General features: G+C 71.1%; 19 protein-coding genes. 9 read left to right on the top strand and 10 right to left on the bottom strand.

The window, feature by feature from the left end; translation table 11 throughout:
- Positions 1-192 precede the first annotated feature (192 nt).
- The gene (locus AMK31_RS10975; RefSeq protein ID WP_073940267.1) at positions 193-615 is read right to left on the bottom strand and encodes a DUF192 domain-containing protein; all 423 of its coding nucleotides are present in this window, start codon (positions 613-615) and stop codon (positions 193-195) included.
- A gap of 49 nt (positions 616-664) precedes the next feature.
- On the opposite strand from AMK31_RS10975, the gene AMK31_RS10970 reads away from it, so the two are divergent.
- The 7 genes from AMK31_RS10970 (at position 665) to AMK31_RS10940 (ending at position 9125) form a co-directional block, all read left to right on the top strand.
- On the top strand, positions 665-1255 hold the full coding sequence (locus tag AMK31_RS10970; protein ID WP_073940748.1) for a dihydrofolate reductase family protein: 591 nt from the start codon (positions 665-667) through the stop codon (positions 1253-1255).
- A gap of 40 nt (positions 1256-1295) precedes the next feature.
- Positions 1296-2168, top strand: coding sequence for an LLM class flavin-dependent oxidoreductase (locus AMK31_RS10965; RefSeq protein ID WP_073940266.1), 873 nt, complete (start codon positions 1296-1298; stop codon positions 2166-2168).
- 131 nt (positions 2169-2299) lie between these two features.
- Entirely contained in the window at positions 2300-3085 is a 786-nt protein-coding gene (locus tag AMK31_RS10960; RefSeq protein ID WP_073940265.1) for a class I SAM-dependent methyltransferase, read from the top strand.
- A gap of 934 nt (positions 3086-4019) precedes the next feature.
- On the top strand, positions 4020-4793 hold the full coding sequence (locus AMK31_RS10955; RefSeq protein WP_073940264.1) for an isoprenyl transferase: 774 nt from the start codon (positions 4020-4022) through the stop codon (positions 4791-4793).
- Positions 4794-5168: 375 nt separating this feature from the next.
- A complete protein-coding gene (locus AMK31_RS10950) occupies positions 5169-6494 on the top strand; it encodes a PhoH family protein (RefSeq protein ID WP_073940263.1) in 1326 nt (441 codons plus the stop codon).
- Between the two features lie 446 nt (positions 6495-6940).
- On the top strand, positions 6941-7657 hold the full coding sequence (locus tag AMK31_RS10945) for a transglycosylase SLT domain-containing protein (RefSeq protein WP_073940262.1): 717 nt from the start codon (positions 6941-6943) through the stop codon (positions 7655-7657).
- Positions 7658-7802: 145 nt separating this feature from the next.
- The gene (locus AMK31_RS10940) at positions 7803-9125 is read left to right on the top strand and encodes an AI-2E family transporter (protein ID WP_073940261.1); all 1323 of its coding nucleotides are present in this window, start codon (positions 7803-7805) and stop codon (positions 9123-9125) included.
- An 84-nt stretch (positions 9126-9209) separates the two neighbouring features.
- Here AMK31_RS10940 and AMK31_RS10935 read toward each other — a convergent pair whose 3' ends face one another.
- Positions 9210-9743, bottom strand: a complete 534-nt coding sequence (locus tag AMK31_RS10935; protein ID WP_073940260.1) for an alkyl hydroperoxide reductase — start codon at positions 9741-9743, stop codon at positions 9210-9212.
- 4 nt (positions 9744-9747) lie between these two features.
- Positions 9748-10302: a peroxiredoxin gene (locus AMK31_RS10930; protein ID WP_073940259.1), complete on the bottom strand. Its 555-nt coding sequence runs from the start codon at positions 10300-10302 to the stop codon at positions 9748-9750.
- 140 nt (positions 10303-10442) lie between these two features.
- On the opposite strand from AMK31_RS10930, the gene AMK31_RS10925 reads away from it, so the two are divergent.
- Entirely contained in the window at positions 10443-11408 is a 966-nt protein-coding gene (locus AMK31_RS10925; RefSeq protein ID WP_073940258.1) for a LysR substrate-binding domain-containing protein, read from the top strand.
- Between the two features lie 7 nt (positions 11409-11415).
- On the opposite strand, the gene AMK31_RS10920 is transcribed toward AMK31_RS10925, so the two are convergent.
- From AMK31_RS10920 to AMK31_RS10900, 5 genes are read right to left on the bottom strand one after another with little or no spacing between them, the layout of a single operon-like run.
- Complete coding sequence (locus AMK31_RS10920; protein WP_073940257.1) at positions 11416-13737, bottom strand: ABC transporter permease; 2322 nt, start codon at positions 13735-13737, stop codon at positions 11416-11418.
- The gene (locus AMK31_RS10915; protein WP_073940256.1) at positions 13734-14423 is read right to left on the bottom strand and encodes an ABC transporter ATP-binding protein; all 690 of its coding nucleotides are present in this window, start codon (positions 14421-14423) and stop codon (positions 13734-13736) included. The genes AMK31_RS10920 and AMK31_RS10915 overlap by 4 nt, the downstream gene beginning before the upstream one ends.
- A complete protein-coding gene (locus AMK31_RS10910) occupies positions 14420-14947 on the bottom strand; it encodes a PadR family transcriptional regulator (protein WP_073940255.1) in 528 nt (175 codons plus the stop codon). The genes AMK31_RS10915 and AMK31_RS10910 overlap by 4 nt, the downstream gene beginning before the upstream one ends.
- Before the next feature lie 48 nt (positions 14948-14995).
- Positions 14996-15265, bottom strand: a complete 270-nt coding sequence (locus AMK31_RS10905; RefSeq protein ID WP_079186800.1) for a hypothetical protein — start codon at positions 15263-15265, stop codon at positions 14996-14998.
- The gene (locus AMK31_RS10900; RefSeq protein WP_073940253.1) at positions 15262-16197 is read right to left on the bottom strand and encodes an SPFH domain-containing protein; all 936 of its coding nucleotides are present in this window, start codon (positions 16195-16197) and stop codon (positions 15262-15264) included. Before AMK31_RS10900 ends, AMK31_RS10905 begins: the two co-directional genes overlap by 4 nt.
- A 238-nt stretch (positions 16198-16435) precedes the next feature.
- Between AMK31_RS10900 and AMK31_RS10895 the strand changes: the two genes are divergently transcribed.
- Entirely contained in the window at positions 16436-18718 is a 2283-nt protein-coding gene (locus tag AMK31_RS10895) for a transglycosylase domain-containing protein (protein WP_073940252.1), read from the top strand.
- 47 nt (positions 18719-18765) lie between these two features.
- Here AMK31_RS10895 and AMK31_RS10890 read toward each other — a convergent pair whose 3' ends face one another.
- Both AMK31_RS10890 and fomD read right to left on the bottom strand, forming a co-directional pair.
- Positions 18766-20886 carry an ATP-binding SpoIIE family protein phosphatase gene (locus tag AMK31_RS10890; protein WP_198948469.1) on the bottom strand — a complete coding sequence of 707 codons (2121 nt, stop codon included), beginning with the start codon at positions 20884-20886 and terminating at the stop codon, positions 18766-18768.
- A gap of 295 nt (positions 20887-21181) precedes the next feature.
- The gene (fomD, locus tag AMK31_RS10885; protein WP_198948468.1) at positions 21182-21874 is read right to left on the bottom strand and encodes a cytidylyl-2-hydroxypropylphosphonate hydrolase; all 693 of its coding nucleotides are present in this window, start codon (positions 21872-21874) and stop codon (positions 21182-21184) included.
- Positions 21875-21897: the final 23 nt, after the last annotated feature.

Below are 21897 nucleotides of genomic sequence, written 5' to 3'. Positions count from 1 at the left end.
GCGTACCGAGCCGCGCTCGCGGATGCGGAGCCATCGCGTTGAACCTCACCGAGCACTATGTCCTTGACAGCCCGACCCGGCTGACGTTGGGGGCAAACAGTTCTACGGCCTCATCTATGCCGCGGCGGCCAGCCGCGACGTACGACTGTGGGTCCCGGTCGCGCACGCACGGGCTCCAGGCGGGGCGTGACGTCACCCATCGGCTCCCCCGCTCCCTCCCTGTCCCCGAGCAGCTACGATCCTCACCACCACCCCTGCGCTCAACCCCCACCCCGCCATCGCTCCCGCCCCCGCCTCCAGCACATGCCGAGCCCGCAAGCGAGGCAGGCCCAGGCGGCCCGGGTGCATGGTGCGTACGGCCAGGACCTTGAGATGTCGGTCGAGGTAGGCCACGTCGATGGGGATGCGCATGCCGATGGTGTGGATGCTGCCGGCGGGGGAGAGGAGGAGGGCGCCCTCGATCGTGTCCCGGCCCAGCAGGCCTTTTGTGCGGGCCCGGTAGGACGTTGCGATCTCAAGGGGGATTCGTAGTTCCGCCCCGGTCCCAGTCCCGGTTCCAGCCCCGACCCCAGGTATTACCAGAGTCCCCTGGCCGTCGTACCACCGCCGACGCATTGCGGGTCACCTCCCGTATTGGCACGTTCCGGTGGATCAGACTGTCATCATGCGCAGACTTCTGCTTCAGGTGGCGACGTCGCTCGACGGATACATGGAAGGTCCCGGCCGCGACATCAGCTGGCATCGTGTCGACGAAGAGCTTCACCAGCACATGAATGACACGCTCCGCGGGATGGGGGGCTTCCTCAGTGGGCGGGTCGTGTACGAGATGATGGCCGAGTTCTGGCCGACGGCCGATCAGGATCCCGAGGTCGACGCGACGATGGCGGAGTTCGCGGGGATCTGGCGGGACATGCCGAAGATCGTGTACTCGCGCACGTTGCGGGACGCGGACGTCGGGTGGAACACCACCGTCGTACGGGACGTCGTGCCGGAGGAGGTGCGTGCGCTCAAGGAGCAGCCCGGCGGTGACCTGGTGCTCAGTGGCGGAAAGGCCGCGGAGGCGTTCCTCCGGCATGGGCTGGTCGACGAGTTCCGCATTTACGTCAACCCCGTGCTCGTCGGGGGCGGCACGCCCATGTTCCCCGAGTCCTCCTCGCTGACCGACCTGCGGCTTCTGGAGAGCCGTACGTTCGGCAACGGGGTGGTCCTGCTTCGATACGAGGTGCGGGGGACGGCCCCCAGGGCTTCCGCGTAAACCGGTTGTCCCGTGATCCCGTGCGCCGTTAGGTGGTCCCATGACTGGACTCGGCGTTGTCTTCCGTCCGCAACTCCCGCCCGAGCGACTGCGCGCCCTCGCGCGTCTCGCCGACGACACCGGTCTCGACGAGCTGTGGCTGTGGGAGGACTGCTTCCTGGAGGGCGGGATCTCCACGGCCGCCGCCGCGCTCGCCTGGACCGAGCGGATCACAGTGGGCGTGGGGCTGCTGCCCGTGCCGTTGCGCAACGTCGCGGTCACCGCCATGGAGGCCGCCTCCCTGCACCGGATGTTCCCGGGCCGTGCCCTCGTCGGCGTCGGGCACGGCGTCCAGGACTGGATGGGGCAGGTCGGGGCGCGCGCCGAGTCGCCGGTGACTTTGCTGCGGGAGTATCTGGCCGCGCTGCGGGCCCTGCTGCGCGGGGAGCGCGTCAGCACCGAGGGCCGGTACGTGAAGCTGGACGACGTCGCCCTCGACTGGCCCCCGCACGCCCCGGTCGACGTGCTCGCCGGCGTCACCGGACCGCGCTCGCTGCGGCTGTCGGGGGAGGCGGCCGACGGCACCATCCTCACCGCGGCGACTCCTCCGGACGGCGTACGACGGGCGCGGCGGCTCATCGGGGAGGGGCAGGCGTCGGCCGGGCGGAGCGAGCCGCATCACGTCGTCGTCTATCTGCTCACCGCCACCGGCGCCGACGCCTCCGACCGGCTGCGCGCCGAGCTCGTCGCCGAGGGGCTGGCCGACGTTCCCGGTCTCGGGGTCGCGGGGGACGCCGCCGAGGTCGCCGACGCGGTGCGGCGGCTCGCGGACGCCGGTGCCGACACCGTCGTACTCCAGCCGACGGCCGACGAACCCGACCCCGAGGGCTTCGTGCGGTTCGCGGCACAGCAGGTGCGGCCCCTGCTGTCCTGAGCCCAGGGATGGCATACGCAGGCAGTCACCTCCGTACGGAATCACCTACGCACCGAATCACCTCCGTACCGATCACCTCCGCACAGAATCCCGATCCGCCCGCACGCCGAACCGCCTGCCACCATCGAGAGATGCACCAGACGCACCCCCGCACCTTCGAAGAACTCGTCGCCGAAGGCGCCGCCGTGCCCACCGAGGGCTGGGACTTCTCCTGGTTCGAGGGCCGGGCCACCGAGGCGCGGCCCTCCTGGCGGTACGCCGAGTCGCTGGCCGGGCGGCTCGCCGCCGCGAGTGCCGTACTGGACGTCCAGACCGGGGGAGGGGAGGTCCTGGACTTCGCGCTGGGCCGGGCCGGATCCGCTCCGGCCCTCGCCGTCGCCACCGAGGGCTGGCCGCCCAACGTCGCCAAGGCCACCGCGCTGCTGCGCCCGCGCGGCGTGCCCGTGGTCGCCGCGCACGAGGACGCGCCGCTGCCCTTCGCGGACGGCGCCTTCGATCTGGTCGTCAGCCGGCACCCCGTACGGCCGCACTGGGACGAGATCGCCCGGGTGCTGGAGCCCGGCGGCGTGTACTTCGCCCAGCACGTCGGGCCGAGCAGCGTCTTCGAGCTCGTCGAGTTCTTCCTCGGGCCGCAGCCGGAGGAGGTGCGCCGGGGCCGGGACCCGGAGGGGGAGCGGGCCGACGCGGAGGCGGCGGGGCTGGAGGTGGTGGAGCTGCGGGCGGAGCGGCTGCGGATGGAGTTCCACGACGTCGCCGCGGTCGTTCACTTCCTGCGGAAGGTGGTGTGGATGGTGCCCGGCTTCACCGTCGAGGCGTACGAGCCGCAGCTCCGTGAGCTGCATGAGCGGATCCAGGCCGAGGGGGCCTTCGTCGCCCACAGCGCCCGGCATCTGTTCGTCGCCCGGAAGCCCGCCTAGGCCCTGTCGTTTGGATCATCCCGGCGTCGCGGGGTCTGGCACGCACATCTGCCGCGTTGTCGTCAGTCGCCGACGCGCCGCGTCGACTCCCTCCTCCGCCTTGCAGCTGCACGCACCAGACCCCGCTCGACTCGGCCGGGACGCACCGTCCCTCACAGCCGGGCTGATCCAAACGACAGAGCCCAGAGCCACCAGGCGCAGGCGCAGGCGTGCGCTGCCGCCAGGCCGTGCTGTCACACCAGGCTCACCGCCCCCACCACCCCCGCCGCTCCCACCACCCCCACCAGCACTTTTATTCACAGTGTTCTCACATTGTTATCGGAAGTGGCTCGTTTCGCCCACACGCCTCACGTAAGTTCAGACCAAGGTAATTCGCGTGAGCAAAGCCGCGCGGGACGGCACCGCGTGGTGGAGGGGGCTGCGCGGTGCCGTGTCCGACCTTTGTCTTCCCGCCCGGTGCGGCTCCCCGTCCGGCGCTGTCGCCCGCCTCGCCGCCCGCGTCAAGCTCGTGCCTGTGTGCTGTTGTAGCCCGCACGGGGGATGCCCGGCGGGTGCGCGCCGGGTGCTGTGAACCGGCCATGAGCCGCCTGTGGACCGGGCTTTCCGGTGCCAGCGCCGCGTCGCCGGGCAACTTCGGAGAGTAGTTGTGGCGCGCTGATGTGCGCGACATCCCTCACGAAGGGTTATGGTGGAAACCCCCCCTCGGGCCGGTCCGTCTCCCCCCCACGGACCGGCCCGTTTTCTTTGCCGGTGGAGGCCCGGATTCCCGCGCCCCGTCCCCGGCCTGGAATGAGGCATTGCCGCCGCGGGGGTAGGCTTCGCCCCGGGGGACCGCCATACGGACAGGGGTGCACCGGGCTCGCTCTCGGCGGTGGCGAGCCGCTGCCGGCGACACCGTTCTCTGTCCGACCAGTACGGAGGGGCTGACAATCACGTGAACCTGCGCGACAAGCTGCGCGGCCTGCTGGTCAGGCTCTACGCACGCCGGGTGGAAGGTCACCTGGACCACGCTCAGGTGCCCAAGCACATCGGCGTGATCATGGACGGCAACCGCCGCTGGGCGAAGGCGGCGGGCTCCAGCACCGTGCACGGCCACCGGGCCGGCGCCGAGAAGATCGAGGAGTTCCTCGGCTGGTGCAGCGAGACGGACGTCGAGGTCGTCACCCTCTGGCTGCTGTCGACGGACAACTTCGACCGGCCGCAGGAGGAGCTGGGCCCGCTCCTCGGCATCATCGAGGACGTCGTGCGCACCCTGGCCGCCGACGGCCGCTGGCGGGTGCACCACGTGGGCACCCCGGACCTGCTGCCGTCCGGCATGCAGACCACCTTGAAGGAGGCCGAGGAGGCCACCGCCCGGATCGACGGGATACTCGTAAACGTCGCCATCGGCTACGGCGGCCGGCAGGAGATCGCCGACGCGGTCCGCTCGATGCTGCACGACGCGGCCGACAAGGGCACCTCGATCGAGGACCTGGCCGAGGCCGTCGACGTCGACATGATCGGCCGGCACCTCTACACCGGCGCCCAGCCGGACCCGGACCTGGTGATCCGCACCAGCGGCGAACAGCGGCTGTCCGGATTCATGCTGTGGCAGACGGCCCACTCGGAGTACTACTTCTGCGAGGTCTTCTGGCCGGCCTTCCGCAAGGTCGACTTCCTGCGTGCCCTGCGCGACTACGCGGCACGCCACCGCCGTTACGGCGGCTGACACACAACGTCCCCCAAGAGGGCGTACGGGTACCCCGTCTCACTGGGGTGAAACGGTGCAAGACGGCGCATGTCACGTGGAGTTCACCGGCGCGCCGTCATATGCCGTGGCATGGCAGCGCTTGTTCGAGGGCATAGACCAGACAGGTCGACACCCGAACCACGGGTGTCGGATCTCAGCGGACGGCACGGAGCCGTCCGCCCGGGAGGCCCTTTGCACGAGCCCGACCGTGCGGTCACTGGCACGGGAGAAGCAGTGGAGGGCCGGTTTCCGGCCCGTGCATCGAGGCCGACGACCGGCCTGGTTCCCCCCGCCCTCCCGGCCCAGCTTCCACCCCGTCGCTCCCCGACCTCATCCGAGGGGGTACGTCCTTCCGTGGTGACCAGCGCACAGCGCCGAAAGCCAGACCGGCGCACCTATGTTCTCGACACCAGCGTCCTGCTGGCCGACCCGAACGCCCTGAGCCGCTTCGACGAGCACGAGGTCGTGCTCCCCGTCGTCGTGGTCACGGAGCTGGAGGCCAAGCGGCACCATCCCGAACTCGGGTACTTCGCCCGGCAGGCCCTGCGCCTGCTCGACGACTACCGGGTGCGGTACGGCCGTCTGGACGCCCCCATCCCGACCGGTGACCTGGGCGGGACCCTCCGTGTCGAGCTCAACCACTCGGACCCCAGCGTGCTGCCCACCGGCTACCGCCTGGGGGACAACGACTCCCGCATCCTCGCGGTCGCCCGCAACCTGCAGGCCGAGGGGTTCGACGTCACCGTCGTGTCGAAGGACCTGCCGCTGCGGATCAAGGCCTCCTCCGTCGGGCTCCTGGCCGAGGAGTACCGCGCGGAGCTCGCCATCACGGACTCCTCCGGCTGGACCGGGATGTCCGAACTGACCCTGCCCGCCGAGCAGGTGGACATCCTCTTCGAGGAAGGGCACGTCCACGTCCCCGAGGCGGCCGGCCTGCCCGTCCACACCGGTCTGACCATCCACTCCGAGCGCGGCCGGGCCCTCGGCCGGGTCACCGCGGAGGGCGATGTCCGGCTGGTGCGCGGCGACCGGGAGGCGTTCGGCATCAAGGGCCGCAGCGCCGAGCAGCGGATCGCGCTCGATCTGCTCCTCGACCCGGACGTCGGCATCGTCTCCATGGGCGGCCGGGCCGGCACGGGCAAGTCGGCGCTGGCGCTGTGCGCGGGTCTGGAGGCGGTGCTGGAGCGGCGTCAGCACCAGAAGGTGATGGTCTTCCGGCCGCTGTACGCGGTGGGCGGGCAGGAGCTCGGCTATCTGCCCGGCACCGAGGCGGAGAAGATGAGCCCTTGGGCGCAGGCCGTCTTCGACACCCTGTCGGCGGTCACCAGCCGTGAGGTCATCGAGGAGGTCACCGCGCGCGGCATGCTGGAGGTGCTGCCGCTCACCCACATCCGCGGGCGTTCGCTGCACGACGCGTTCGTGATCGTGGACGAGGCGCAGTCGCTGGAACGGAACGTCCTGCTGACCGTTCTGTCCCGGATCGGGGCCAATTCCCGGGTGGTGCTCACGCATGACGTGGCCCAGCGGGACAACCTCAGGGTCGGGCGCTACGACGGTGTCGTCGCCGTCGTGGAGAAGCTGAAGGGGCATCCGCTGTTCGCGCATGTCACCCTGACCCGGTCCGAGAGGTCCCAGATCGCCGCGCTTGTGACCGAAATGCTGGAGGACGGGCAGATCTGACCGGTCTGACCGGCCTGGCCGGTCTGACCGCTCTGCGCAACTTCACAGGCGTTACGCGGTAGTTGGTGCCGTCCGGAAAGGCGAAGAGCCTAGCCGGGCGGCGCCGTCGTGTGTGGGGGAACGATGAAATCCCCAGGCTCAAACGGGATGTGAGCTTTCACACGCAACTCGGAATTGCCTTGCGGCGTCGCCTTGCGGCAGAGTCTCACTCCTGTCAGGCCCCGCATGCGACACACCTGTACCCCCAGCGGTACGGAACGACTTCAGCACCACCGCTAACTCCATAGCACCGTCGTATGCCGCCCGAGCACCATGCGGCGCTCCCCGCGAGGGAGTTGCCCACCGGGCCCGCGCCTCCCGTGACCCCGTAGTTGGGGAGGCCAGTGCCAGGGGCACGATTGCGTCCGCCAGGGTCACCGAAGCGGGCGATGCTGGAAGGAAACCGTGTGAGCCGGATTTCGGTCCGGGGATTCGCAGTGGCCTCGGCCACCGCGGTCACCGCTGTCGGAAGCGTCGTCGGCGTTGCCTCGGGCAGCACCGCGCAGAACAACGACGCCGAGGCGGCGGCAGCCGACCTGACGCTCCTCGCGGACATACCCGCGGGCCAGCAGGCCCAGGTGCAGACCGCGTCCCTGACGCAGCAGGCCAACGTGCAGGCCATCGCGGCGGACGCGACCGCGAAGAAGGACGCCGAGGAAGCGGCCCGCAAGCAGGCCGCCGAGACCGCGATCGCGAAGAAGGAGCAGGCCGAGAAGGCCGCTCAGGAGGCCAAGGAAGCCGAAGAGGCCAAGGAGCGCGAGGAGGCCGAGCAGAAGGCCAGCCGCGACGCCGCCCGCGCCGACGCCTCGACCTTCGCCGTCCAGAGCTCGTACTCCATCGCGCAGATCCAGTCGATGGCCGCGCAGATGGTGCCGGGCGACCAGTTCCAGTGCTTCAGCAACATCGTGGACCACGAGTCCGACTGGAACTACCGGGCCGTGAACCCCTCCTCCGGTGCCTACGGTCTCTTCCAGGCGCTGCCCGGGACCAAGATGGCCTCCGCCGGCGCCGACTGGCAGACCAACCCGGCCACCCAGATCAAGTGGGGCCTGAACTACATGAACGAGCGCTACGGCAGCCCCTGCGGCGCCTGGTCGTTCTGGCAGGCCAACCACTGGTACTAGGCCGTACCCGACACAGGTACGAGGCGTACCGCCCGCTGGTCCTCGCGAAGCCCCTCACCGTCCACGGTGAGGGGCTTTCGCCATGTACGGTCGGACGGAACGACTCCAGGGAGGAGTGGTGGGCGACGGGGGAGAGGGACGGAACATGTCGCGAGTGCCAGGGTGGCTCGGCCGGTTGGGAGCCGGGCTGAACCGCGTGGGCAGGCAGTGGGAGGAACGCCGCGCCGAGGCGGAGAAGGAGCCCCCGGAGGACGAGGGCCGGTCGCCCGAACCGCCCGAGCCGCCCGCCCAGGTGCCGGCGCCTCCGGGGTACGCCCCGGCCGTGGCCGCCCGCCCCGACCCGGCGCAGGCCGTGCCGTGGGGTGTCCGGGTCGCCGCCGAGGCCGGCTGGCGGCTGCTGGTGCTGGCCGGCACGGTGTGGGTGCTGATGCGGGTCATCAGCGCCGTACAGCTGGTGGTGCTGGCGTTCGTCGCCGCGCTGCTGATCACCGCGCTGCTCCAGCCGACCGTGGCCCGGCTGATGCGCCGGGGGGTGCCGCGCGGGCTGGCCACCGCGCTGACCGCGCTCCTCGGGTTCGTGGTGATGGGCCTGGTCGGCTGGTTCGTGACCTGGCAGGTCATGGAGAACATCGGCAATCTCTCCGACCAGGTCCAGGACGGCATCGACGAGCTGCGCCGGTGGCTGCTGGACAGCCCGTTCCACGTCACGGACAAGCAGATCAACGACATCGCCGAGAACCTGCGCGAGGCGATCGGCGCGAACACCGACCAGATCACCTCCGCGGGCCTGGAGGGTGTGACGGTCGTCGTGGAGACGCTGACCGGCATCCTGCTCGCGGTCTTCTCGACGCTGTTCCTGCTCTACGACGGCCGGCGCATCTGGGAGTGGACGCTGAAGCTGGTCCCGGCCGCCGCCCGGCCGGGCGTGGCGGGCGCCGGGCCGCGGGCCTGGCGGACGCTGACCGCGTATGTGCGCGGCACGGTGATAGTCGCGCTGATCGACGCCATCTTCATCGGCCTGGGCATCTACTTCCTCGATGTGCCGATGGCCGTGCCGCTGGCGGTGTTCATCTTCCTGTTCGCGTTCATCCCGCTGGTCGGCGCCGTGATCTCCGGGGCGCTGGCGGTGGTCGTCGCGCTGGTGACGCAGGGTGTGTTCACCGCGGTGATGACGCTGGTGGTGGTGCTGGCGGTGCAGCAGATCGAGGGGCACATCCTCCAGCCGTTCATCCTGGGCCGGGCCGTGCGGGTGCATCCGCTCGCCGTGGTGCTGTCCGTCGCGGCGGGCGGCATGGTGGCCGGGATCGGCGGCGCCGTGGTGGCCGTACCGCTCGTGGCCGTGTCGAACACGGTCGTCGGCTATCTGCGGGCCTACTCGCAGGAGGCCGCGCTGCGGAACTCCCCGGCGCCGCACGGCGCCACGTCGACGGACGCGTCCCCGGCCCCGCCGCCGCAGGCGAACGCCTGAGGACCGCCCGGCAAGCGCCCGCGAACGACGAAGGCCCCGGCCACCAGGGGAGGGTGGACGGGGCCTTCGGGCGTCAGCGGCGGATCACTCGGCGAGGACCGCCTCGGCGTCGAGGGTGACGCCGACCGCCTGGATCACGGAAGCGATCTTGAACGCCTCCTGGACGACCTCGCGGTCGATGCCCGCCTTGCGCAGCACCTGCTCGTGCGAGTCCAGGCACATGCCGCAGCCGTTGATGGCGGACACGGCGAACGACCACAGCTCGAAGTCGACCTTGTCGACACCGGGGTTGCCGATGACGTTCATCCGCAGGCCGGCGCGCAGGTTGCCGTACTCGTGGTCGGACAGCAGGTGGCGGGTGCGGTAGAAGACGTTGTTCATCGCCATGACGGCCGCCGCGGACTTGGCCGCGGTGTACGCCTCCGGCGTGAGGTTCGCCTTCGCCTCCGGCTCCAGCTCACGCAGCACGATCGGGGAGCGCGAGGCGATGGCGGTCGCCAGCACGGTGCCCCAGAGCTGCTGGGCGGGGAGGTCGGAGTTGCCGATGACCGAGCCCAGGTTGAGCTTCAGGTCCTTGGCGTAGTCCGGTATGCGGGACTTGAGGGAGTCGAGCGACATGGGGTCACTCACCCGCCAGCAGCTTGACCGGGTCCAGCGTCTCGTCGCCCTTGCTCCAGTTGCAGGGGCACAGCTCGTCGGTCTGCAGGGCGTCCAGGACCCGCAGGACCTCCTTGGGGTTACGGCCGACGGAGCCGGCGGTCACCATGGAGAACTGGATCTCGTTGTTCTGGTCGACGATGAAGACCGCACGCTTGGCGAAGCCGTCCTCGCCCTCGATGCCGAGGTCGCGCATCAGCTCGTGCTTGGAGTCGGCCATCATCGGGAACGGCAGGTCGCGCAGGTCGTCGTGGTCCTTGCGCCAGGCGTGGTGGACGAACTCGGAGTCGCCGGAGAAGCCGAGGACCTGGGCGTCACGGTCGGCGAACTCGTCGTTCAGCTTGCCGAACGCGGCGATCTCGGTCGGGCACACGAAGGTGAAGTCCTTGGGCCAGGCGAAGATGACCTTCCACTTGCCCTCGTAGGTCTTGTGGTCGATCGTCTCGAACTCCTTGCCCTTCTCCAGCGAGACACAGGCGGTCAGTTCGAACTCGGGGAACTTGTCACCGACAGTGAGCACTAGCTCTCCTTGCAGCGCAGCGAAGAAACACCCGCTTTTGACAGGTGTTTCCCATGGGTTGGACGTGACCGATCGTGGCACAGCACGCATTGATTAGTGAAATAGCTACACTCGGTCGTGTTGATCGGAGGTAGCTATTAGTGACTGTCAGTAACGTGGGTCATCCCGGCAAACGCCGCCAGCCCAGCCTCGCCCAGCTCAGGGCCTTCGCCGCCGTCGCCGAGCATCTGCATTTCCGGGACGCCGCCGCGGCCATCGGCATGAGCCAGCCCGCCCTCTCCGGCGCCGTCTCCTCGCTGGAGGAGGTGCTGGGGGTGACCCTTCTCGAGCGTACGACCCGCAAGGTGCTGCTCTCGCCCGCCGGTGAGCGGCTCGCGGTGCGCGCGAAGGCCGTGCTGGACGAGGTGGGCGCGCTGATGGAGGAGGCCGAGGCGGTACGGGCGCCGTTCACCGGGGCGCTGCGGCTCGGGGTGATCCCCACGGTCGCGCCGTACCTGCTGCCGACCGTGCTGCGGCTGGTCCACGAGCGCTACCCCGACCTCGACCTCCAGGTCCACGAGGAGCAGACCGCCAACCTGCTCGACGGGCTCACCACCGGCCGCCTCGACCTGCTGCTGCTCGCCGTGCCACTCGGGGTGCCCGGCGTCGTCGAACTCCCCCTGTTCGACGAGGACTTCGTGCTCGTCACCCCGCTCGACCACTGGCTCGGCGGCCGGGAGGGCATCCCGCGCGAGGCGCTGAAGGAGCTGAACCTGCTGCTCCTCGACGAAGGGCACTGCCTGCGCGACCAGGCCCTCGACATCTGCCGGGAGGCGGGCCGCGAGGACGCGCCGGTGACCACCACCGCCGCCGGTCTGTCCACCCTCGTCCAGCTGGTCGCCGGCGGCCTCGGCTGCACCCTGCTGCCGCGCACCGCGCTCAAGGTCGAGACCAGCCGCAGCAACCAGCTGCTCACCGGCTACTTCGCCGACCCCGCCCCCACCCGGCGGATCGCCCTGGCGATGCGGGCGGGGGCGGCGCGCGGCGGCGAGTACACCGAGCTGGCGGCCGCGCTGCGCGAGGCGCTGCGGCCACTGCCGGTGCGGGTGCTGGAGGCGGGGGCCTGACCCGCGGTCACTCGGTGCGCAGGCCGTCCGGGCGCATCAGGCGCAGCAGCGGGGGCAGGCTGAGCAGGGTGACGGCGAGGACGACGCCCGCGCCGATGCCGGTCATCGCCAGGACGCTCGACCAGTCCACGCGTACCGAGGTGTCCGTCATCCGCAGCAGCACCGCGCCCAGCGTCAGCCCCACCACGCAGGCCAGGGCGAGGCCGAGGGTGATCGGGACCGCCGTCTGCCACAGCACCGACAGGGTCAGTGTGCGGCGCCGGGTGCCGAAGGCGACCAGCGACGACAGCAGCTTGCGGCGTTCGCGCAACTGCTCCAGCTGGGAGACGAGCAGGCTCGCCCCGATCAGCGCCAGCACACAGGCGGCGCCGACGAGCAGTCCGGTGCGGATGTTGGTGAAGCGGTTGTTCTGCTCGCTGGCGAACCAGGTCGACGGCTGGCTGAGCGGGTCGACCAGCGCCGCCGTGTTCCGTACGTGCTCGCGCGCGTCCGGCACGGACTCGTCCAGCCCCAGGTAGAGCCGGCCGGACACACCGGCGGCGGCCTCCTCGGGCAGCGCGCTCGGCGTCATCAGGACGCCGCCGCGCCGTACGCCCGTGGGGTCCGGGACCGAGCGGGCCTCCTTGATGTCCGCGGGCACGGGCCAGGCGACCGGCTTCTTCCCCTCGCGGTCGGCGTCGAACCAGAGCGATCGTCCCTGCTTCACCATCATGGCTGTGTCCGTGTCGTACTCGCCGCCCCGCACGACGAAGGAGTCGCCGTCGCGGCAGGAGGGTAGCTCCGCCAGCTCGCGCAGGGACGCGCAGTCGCCGACGGTGACCTGGGCGTACCGGTCGGCTCCCGTGCCCCGGTCGCCGGCGTACCCCTCGGAGAAACCGAAGACCCGCCGCACGCCCTCGGTCGACTCGAAGCGGGCCTTGACCGTGTCGAACGGCATCCCGTCCGGCACGTCGACCTGCATCTGGGCGCGGGTGAGGTCCTTGCCGGTGCTCTCGGTGTAGTCGTCCTCGACGCCCGCGAACAGCATCTGCAGCGCGATCGCCCCGGCCACCGCCACCGCGATGCCGTTGACCATGCGGGCCGCGGTGCCGCTGCTCAGCTGGAGCCGGCGCACGGCGAGCTGCCAGGAGACGGCACCCGCGCCGAGCCGGGCGACGACCGCCTCGACGATCCACGGCAGCAGCGCGGTGATACCGACCAGCAGGAACAGCACACCGCCGGTGACCAGGTACTGGTTGAAGTCGCCCTCCTCGCGGCCGTTGCCGACCATCGGGTAGAGCATGCCGAGGCCGGCCAGCGGCAGCAGCAGCCGCCACCACAGGCGGCGCCGCGCGGGCCGGGTGGTGCGCACCACGCCGAGGGGCTCGATCACCACACCGCGCAGCGCGACCTGGGTGACCAGCACGGCCGCGGCCAGGACCGCGACGGCGACCAGCACCGCCAGCAGCGGCGAGGGGTCCAGGTAGCTCGGGAACGCGCTGAACCCGAACACCTCCACCGTCCCGGCCCACTGCCGGCCGAGCAGGAAGAACCCGGTGCCGAAGACGAGGCCCAGCGCGGCCCCCGCCATCGCCTCGCCCGCGGCGACCCGCCGGGTCATCCGGCTGTCGGAGCCGACCAGCCGCAGCGCCGCCAGCCGCCGGTCGCGGCGTTCGCCGCCGAACCGTACGGCGGTCGCGACGAAGACGCCGACCGGCATCAGCAGCACCACCACGACGACCAGGAGCAGCAGGAGCAGTACCGGGTCCATCCGCTCCCGCCCCGGAAGCGGATCACCGAACCGGTCCAGGCGCGACACCCCGTTGTCGAGCCGTGCCGCGAGCCCCTCACCGCCCGCGTAGTAGGCGAGTTCGGCCGAGCCGATCAGCCCGCTCTCCCCGATGGTGCCGACGATCCGCTGCGGCAGCCGCTCCCGCAGCAGCTCGCCCTCGCCGGACTCCAGCAGCCGCTCGAGTGCGGGGGACACCACCATCTCGTCCACGCCGGGGAACTCGGCCACGCCCGGCGGCAGCGGGGCGCGCGGCCCCTCGGGCTCCAGCACCCGCCCTCGTATGTCCTCGCCGCGGAAGGCCGTGTCGCTGTTGGCGATCAGGACGGTGCCGTCGCTCTTCTTCGGCTCCGTCTGGTTGATCAGGAGGTCGGACCGGGCGTTGCCCCGCTCGTCGCGCACGGCCAGCGCGTTCGGGATCGCGGTGGTGAGCAGCAGCAGCGCCACGCCCAGGCCGACGCCGACGGCGGTCAGCAGGGTGCGGATCCATCCCTCCCGCCCGCCGGCGAAGGCGAACCGGAACCCCAGGCCCAGGTCCCTGGACCAGTGCCGCAGATTCATACGATCCGCTCCATGTCCCGCGACCGGCCGTCCCGTACGACGATCTCGCGGTCGGAGTAGGCGGCGACCCGCGCCTCGTGCGTGACCAGCACGACCGCCGCGTTGGTCGACCGGGCCGCGTCCGTCAGCAGCTCCATCACCCGCTCCCCGTTGAGGGAGTCGAGCGCGCCGGTCGGCTCGTCGGCGAACAGCATCCGGGGTCCGGTCACCAACGCCCGGGCGACGGCGACGCGTTGTCCCTGCCCGCCGGAGACCTCGCCGGGGCGCTTGCCCGCGATGTCGTCGACCTCCAGGCGGGCCATCCACTCGCGTGCCGTGCGCTCGGCGGCCTTGCGGGGCGTGCCGCCCAGCCGCAGCGGCAGCGCCACGTTCTCGACACAGCTCAGCTCCGGCACCAGCTGCCCGAACTGGAACACGAACCCGAACTCGCTGCGCCGCAGCGCACTGCGTTCGCTGTCGCTCATCCCGGCCATCTCGCGCCCGGCGTACCGGATCGACCCCTCGTCGGGCGTCACGATCCCGGCGAGGCAGTGCAGCAGCGTCGACTTGCCGGACCCGGAGGGGCCCATGACGGCGACGACCTCGCCCGGGTGGATGGAGAAGTCGGCGCCGTCGAGCGCCGTGGTCGGCCCGTACGTCTTGCGCAGCCCCTCGGCCACGAGCAGGGCACCGGCGGGGGCGTTCACTGGGCGACCACCGCCTCGGCCAGCTTGTGGAGGCGGGCGGCGGTCAGCTCCAGCCAGCGCAGGTCGGCCTCGAGGTGGAACAGCGCGTGGTCGCAGATCAGCTGGTCGGCGAGGTCGCCCTTGCGCTTGCGGTCGGTGAGGATCCGCATCATGCGCAGGTGTTCGGCGCGCTGGGTGTCGAGGATGTCGGCCGCGTTCCGGTGGGTGAGGAGCGCGAGGACGACCTTGGTGTAGAGCGTCGACTGGAGGTACGGCTCGGGCTTCTCCGGTGTCGCGAGCCACTGTTCGACGTCGGTGATCCCGGCGTCGGTGATCGCGTACCGCTTGCGCTCGGGGCCGCCGCCGGGCTCGATGCCGTCGACTTCGACGAGCCCGTTCTTCAGCAGGCGGGACATCGTCGAGTAGACCTGGCCGTAGTGCAGCGGCCGGTCCTGACCGAATTTCGCGTCGAAGGCCCGCTTGAGGTCGTAGCCGTGGCGGGGGCCGGACTCCAGCAGGCCGAGAAGGGTGTGACCGATGGACATGGCGCCACTCTACACACCATGTATACGTCGCGTGTATACGCCGAGTGTTCAGTCCGGTCCTCGGTGGTCCTCGTCGCTCGTCGGCCCCTTCGGCGGCCGGCCCCGGCGCGGGATCGGACCCGCCTCGCCGGGCAGCCGCCCGGCCTCCCCGAGCGCCCGCCGCAGCAGGAACTCGATCTGCGCGTTCGCCGAGCGCAGCTCGTCGCTCGCCCAGCGGGCCAGTGCCTCGTACACCAGCGGATCGAGCCGCAGCAGCACCTGCTTGCGCTGCTGCTGCGGCCGCCGCCGGGGAGTGGGCTCCTCCGGAGAGTCCGTCACTGGTAGAGCGTTCCGGTGTTGAGGACCGGCTGCGCGGAGCGGTCCCCGCACAGCACCACCATCAGGTTGGACACCATCGCCGCCTTCCGTTCGGAGTCCAGTTCCACGATGTCCCGCTCGGCGATCCGGTCCAGCGCCGCCTCGACCATGCCGACCGCGCCGTCCACGATCTGCCGCCGTGCCGCGACCACCGCGCCGGCCTGCTGCCGCTGGAGCATCGCGGAGGCGATCTCGGGCGCGTAGGCGAGGTGCGTGAAGCGGGACTCGATGATCTGCACGCCGGCCGCCTCCACGCGCGCGTGCAGTTCGATCGCCAGCTTCTCGGTGATCTCCTCGGCGTTGCCGCGCAGCGAGAGGCCGCCCTCGTCGTGGGCGTCGTACGGGTACTCGATGGCGATGTGCCGGACGGCCGCCTCGGTCTGGGTGGAGACGAACTCGATGTAGTCGTCCACCTCGAACGTGGCCTGCGCGGTGTCCTCGACCTTCCAGACCACCACCGCGGCCAGCTCGATCGGGTTGCCGTAGGCGTCGTTGACCTTCAGAACGGCGGTCTCGTGGTTCCGCACCCGCGTCGAGATCTTGGTGCGGGACGTGAGCGGGTTCACCCAGCGCAGGCCGTCCTGCCGGATCGTGCCCCGGTACCGCCCGAAGAGCTGGACCACCCGGGCCTCGCCCGGCGCCACCATGTTCAGCCCGCACATGGCGACGAACGCGGAGACGCCGACCAGGATGCCGACGACTATCAGCGCGGCCTTCGCCCCGGTCGCCGTGACGGCGGTGGCGGCGACGACCATGGCGATGCCGGCCAGCAGGCCGACCAGGCCGAGGAGCAGGGCGAGTCCGCCGCCGATGCTGTGCGCGGTGAACTCCCGGACGCGCGGCTCGGGCATCTCGGGTACGTCGGCGGTGGTCGCGGTGGCGTGTGCGGACATGGATGGTCCCCCCGGTTCGTGCTGACTCTGATCTAGCTAAGTGATATCAGATTACCCCGTCACGGCAACCTCGGCCACCTCTCGGGCGTCGGTTCCGTAGAGACAGGTGCTGATTGTCACGTCAGGAAAAGACCGAAACAGGCCGACTTGGCCACATAGAGGAGTGTTAGCTTTCGAAGCTGACCTGAGCCACGCGAACTTGTGTGACCAACGAGAGCGAAGCGGAGCAGACGGAGTCATGGGACGAGCGGAAGAGAGACGAGCGCGACAGCGCGGTGGCCGCCGCGCGGCGCCCCGGCGCCGCCGTTCGTCGGGCGCGGCCGGCAAGAGCGGCATACGCCGGCTGTTCACCTGGAAGAAGATCCTCGGCACGTTCCTCGGGGTGTGCCTGCTGGGCATCGGCGCGTTCATCGTGCTGTACCTGGTGATCGACATCCCGCAGGGGAACGCCCTCGCCAAGGAGCAGGGCAACGTCTACAAGTACAGCGACGGCAGCACCCTCGCCCGCAAGGGCCTCAACCGGGAGGTCGTCGACCTCTCCGAGGTCCCCAAGGGCGTCCGGAACGCCTTCGTGGCCGCCGAGAACAAGTCCTTCTACAGCGACTCCGGCGTCGACCTGAAGGGCACCGCCCGAGGTGTCCTCAACACCCTGTCCGGCAAGGGCAAGCAGGGCGGCTCCACGATCACCCAGCAGTACGTCAAGAACTACTACCTCACCCAGGAACAGACGGTCAGCCGCAAGCTCAAGGAGCTGATCATCTCCCTGAAGGTGGACCGCCGGATGTCCAAGGACGACATCCTCGCGGGCTACATGAACACCAGCTTCTACGGCCGCGACGCCTACGGCATCCAGGCCGCCGCCCAGTCCTACTACGGCGTCGACGCCGCCGACCTCGACATCGAACAGGGCGCCTACCTCGCCGCGTTGCTCCAGGCCCCCAACTCCTACGACTGGACGATCGCCTCCGACACCGGCCGCAAGCTGGTCCGGGAACGCTGGGACTACGTCCTCGACAACATGGTCGAGGAGGGCTGGCTGGACGCCGGCAAGCGGGCCGGCATGAAGTTCCCCGTGCCGGAGGACCCCAAGGCCGCCCCCGGCATGGAAGGCCAGAACGGCTACATCGTCGACGCGGCCAACCAGGAACTCGCCCGGCAACTGGTCGACCAGGGCTCCGCCGCCGACATGGAGGAGGCCCTGACCAAGATCAAGCGCGGCGGCTGGACCATCACGGTCAACATCGACCGCAAGAAGCAGAAGCAGCTGGAGAAGTCCGTCAAGGTCCAGCTCACCAGCAAGCTGGACCCGAAGGAACGCAAGGTCGACGCGGACGTCCAGGCGGGCGCCGCCTCCGTCGCCCCGAAGACCGGCAAGGTCCTCGCGATGTACGGCGGTGTCGACTACGTCGAGCACTACACCAACAACGCCACCCGCGACGACTACCAGCCCGCCTCCACCTTCAAGCCGCTGATCCTGGCCGCCGCCCTGGAAGAGGGCGCCACCACCCAGGACGGCACCCCGATCAACGCCGACACCGTCTACGACGGCGACAACAAGCGCCCGGTCGTGGACAACGGCACCCCGGTCGGCTTCGCCCCGGAGAACGAGGACCAGGCCGACTACGGCGACATCACCGTGCAGACGGCCATGAACAAGTCCGTCAATTCCGTCTTCGCGCAGATGGGCGTGGACGTCGGCATGGAACAGGTGCTGGACACCGCGGGCGACCTCGGCATGGACACCGAGGGCCTGGACGCCGTACCGGCCCAGACCCTCGGCTCGATGGGCGCGAGCCCGCTGGAGATGGCCGGCGCCTACGCCACCCTCGCCAACCACGGCGAGCAGGTCACCCCGACCCTGCTCGCCTCCGCCGAGCACAAGGACGTCACCGTCGAGCTGCCCGACCCGGTCGGCGAGCAGGTCATCAGCCGCGAGGCCGCCGACACCGTCACCTCGGTCCTCACCGGCGTCGTCGACGACGGCACGGCCCAGCGGTCGGTACGCGACAACCCCGAGCGCGGCGGCCAGCAGGTCGCCGGCAAGACCGGCACGTCCGACGACAACAAGTCCGCCTGGTTCACCGGCTACACCCCGAACCTGGTCACCTCCGTCGGCGTGTTCGGCGAGGACGACAAGCCCCCGCACCGGCAGGTCCCGATGTACAAGGCGGGCGGCGAGCCGCGCGTCGACGGCGGCGGCTTCCCGGCGCGGATCTGGGCGCAGTACACCTTCGGCGCGATGGGCAAGGTCACCGAGTTCGACCTGGACACCACCCAGGGCGCCGCGGTCCGGCCCACCTGGACCCCGACGGTCACCGAGACCCCGACCGAGGAACCGACGACGGAGGAACCCTCGTCGTCCCCGTCCACGTCGGAGAGCCCGTCGCAGACGCCGAGCCAGACCCCGTCCCAGACCCCCTCGCAAACCCCGACACAGACCCCGAGCCAGACCCCGACGACGGCGCCCCCGACGGGCGGCACCCTCCCGGAGAACCCGTTCGAACCGGAAGAGGACGAGTAGGGACACCGCACCCGCCGTACGGAGGAAACCGTCACGGCGGGTGCGCGCTACGTCCGGTTCAGCTCGAACCAGACGACCTTCCCGGTGCTGAGCCGGGTGGCCCCCCACCGCCGGGCCATCCGGTTCACCAGATACAGCCCGCGCCCGCCCTCGTCGGTGGCCCGGGCCTGCCGCAGCCGCGGCAACTGCGGCACGTCGTCGCCGACCTCGCAGCGCAGCACGTCCGTCCGCAGCAGCCGCAACGTGACCGGCCGCGAGGCGTACCGCACCGCGTTGGTGACGACCTCACTGACCAGCAGCTCGACCGAGTCGGTCAGCTCCTCCAGACCCCACCGCGCGAGCGCCCGCCGGGCCAGCCGCCGGGCACGGCCGGGCGCCGCGTCCTCCGGCTCCAGGAACCAGTACGCCACATCGCTCGGCGCGATCCCGTCGAACCGGGCGGCGAGCAGGGCGATGTCGTCGTCCCGGTCGCCCGGGCCGAGCATGTCCAGCACCTCGTCGCACAGCGCCTCCAGCGGCGGCGGATGGTCCGGCCCGGTCAGCTGCGCGGTCGCGGCGAGCTTCTCGCGCAGCTGCTCTATGCCGGTCCACACGTCCCGCAGCCGGGACTCGACCAGGCCGTCGGTGTAGAGCAGCAGCGTCGCCCCGGCGGGCGCGTCCAGCTCCACGGCCTCGAAGTCGACGCCGCCCACGCCGATCGGCGCGCCCGCCGGCACCCGCAGCACCTCGGCGCGTCCGCCCAGGTGCAGCAGCACGGGCGGCGGATGGCCGGCGTTGGCGATGGTGATGCGGTGCGAGACCGGGTCGTAGACGGCGTAGAGGCAGGTCGCCATGCGGTCGGTGCCCAGCCGCTGGGCCTGTTCGTCGAGGTGGTGCAGCACCTCCTGCGGCGGCAGATCCAGACCGGCGAGGGTCTGCGCCGTCGTCCGCAGCTGGCCCATGATCGCGGCGGACGTCATGGAGTGCCCCATGACGTCACCCACGACGAGGGCCACGCGGCTGCCGGGCAGCGGGATCGCGTCGTACCAGTCGCCGCCCACCCGGGCGGTCTCGGCGGCGGGCAGGTACCGGGAGGCGAGCCGCACACCGGTCGGCTGCGGCAGCGTCTCCGGCAGCATGGTCCGCTGCAGCTCGTCGGCGATGTACGCCTCACGGCCGTACAGCACCGCCTTGTCGATGCCGAGCGCGCTGTGCGTGGCGAGCTGGGCGGCGACGAGGAGGTCGTCGGCCTCGAAGGCGATCCGCTCCGGGCGGCGCAGGAAGACCGCGGCGCCGATCACCCGGCGGCGGCCGCGCAGCGGTGCCAGAATGGCCCGCTGGCCGTTCGGAATGATCGATTCGCCCTCCTCGCCGAGCAGTTCGGGCAGCGCGGCGCGGGCGGCCGGCGCGTCGGCGAAGACCGGGCGGACACCGCGCAGCACCTCGTTGAGGGCGCCACCGGGGCGTACCTCGCACAGTTCGGCGGTGAGCGCCGACAGCTCCGACGGCTCCGGCTGGAAGACGGGCAGGAAACCGCCCTCGGTGTCCCGCTCCTCCGGGATCCGGTCGGTGCGGCGCAGCCGCAGCACCACCGGGCCGGTGGGCCGCTCGTCGCCGACCGGCAGCGGGTCGCGCAGGTAGACGAGGATCGCGTCGGAGAAGGTCGGCACGGTCGCCCGGCACAGCCCCATCACGATCTCGTCCAGGTCGATGCCGCGGGCGATCCGCCGGGTCGCGGCGCCCACGAAGCGCAGCCGGTCGCCGTCCCGGCGCATGGGAGTGGGCCGGCCGGGCGGCAGGCCCTGGCCGGTGCGGCGGTCCTGCTCCAGGCTCGGCTGGGCCGGTATGGCCTCCGGGGCGGGACGCGGCCGGTGGTCGCCCACGCTCGGCTTCGTCCGCGCGGGAGGTACCGCCACGGGTCCGTCGGCGGGCGGCTGGGAGTGCTCCGGGCCGGGGCCGCCCGCCGGGCCGGTTCCGGGACCGGTGCCCTCGGGGGCGGGGGTCACCGGCGGGCCCGAGGGCGTCTCACCGGCGCCGCGGGCCTGTGCCTGGGGTAACCCGGTGCCGCCGGGCGTGCTGCGCTGCGGCCCCGGGGTACGCAGGAGCGCCCCGCGGGGATCCACGGGGTCGGCGCCCTTCCGGGGGCGCTCGAAGGAGGTCGGCTGCTCCGTCACGCGTGTCGCATCCATCCGTCCGGGGCTGCGCGCCGCGCGATCCGCGTGCGCCGCTGCAGTTCGTCCCGCAGGAAGGCCGATACCCGGAATACGTGTCCGGGGAACGGATTTCCCGCGTGGTCAGAGGTTGTTCCTGTGCCACCTGCGGACCGGCCGCGGCCCGCACGGGTGGTGCGCTCGTACCCCTCGCTCACGTCGTGCCGCCCCTCGGTGACATGTGGTCAGGCCCGTTGCGCGCCCCGGGAGTTGCCGCCGCGCGCCCTTGCGGAGGACGATCCTACGTTTCTTGCCCGGGGGCGCATCAAGGGTCTCATGAGGACAGGTGCGCGGGCATGCGATCCCAGTCGTCCGGGAGGACGGGGACGGACCAGGACGGATCCGGGCGCCAGTGCTGCCAGCCGTCCGAGAACGGCGGGCCCCAGGCGCGGATCACCTCCACCGCGTCCCGCCCCGCCGCACGCACCCGTTCGGCGAGCCGGGCGTCCATCAGGCCGTCCCGCTGGGCCTGCGCGAACTCGTCCTCGTCGCGCCAGTGCCAACTGCGGTCCGGCTGCACGGAGATGTCCAGGAAGTGATCCTCGGAGTCGACCCCGCCGTCCCAGCGCGCCAGCGGCTGCTCCAGGTTCACGTACCAGTTCTTGAACCGCCAGCCCGGCTCCCAGAACAGCCACACCGACCAGGGCTCGCCGGGCCGCGCCAGCTTCAGCACCCCGGTGCCGAACCAGCGGTCGCGCTGCACGGCGCGCGGCCTGGTGTAACGGGTCTCCAGCGGCTCCAGGTGCACGGGAGTGCCGTCGGCGAGGACCGGCTTCACACACTCGGTGCCGGGGGCCAGCCAGACGGCGAGCACGTCCTCGTCGTCGCGGACGACGGTGACGGGGCGCGCGATGTGGAAGCGGTCGCCGGCGTTCTCCCGGTACCGCCACAGGATCCGGCTCCCGGGCGCCCAGAAGGCCGTCGATCCGCCCGCTTCCACTTCTCTCACCGCTCCGTCGTCTGCCATGAACAGATATTAGGTGTCACTGT

Source organism: Streptomyces sp. TSRI0107 (assembly GCF_001905845.1).
GTDB lineage: Bacteria > Actinomycetota > Actinomycetes > Streptomycetales > Streptomycetaceae > Streptomyces.
Note: the sequence above shows the minus strand (reverse complement) of the source record. Positions and strands in the feature narration are given on the sequence as shown.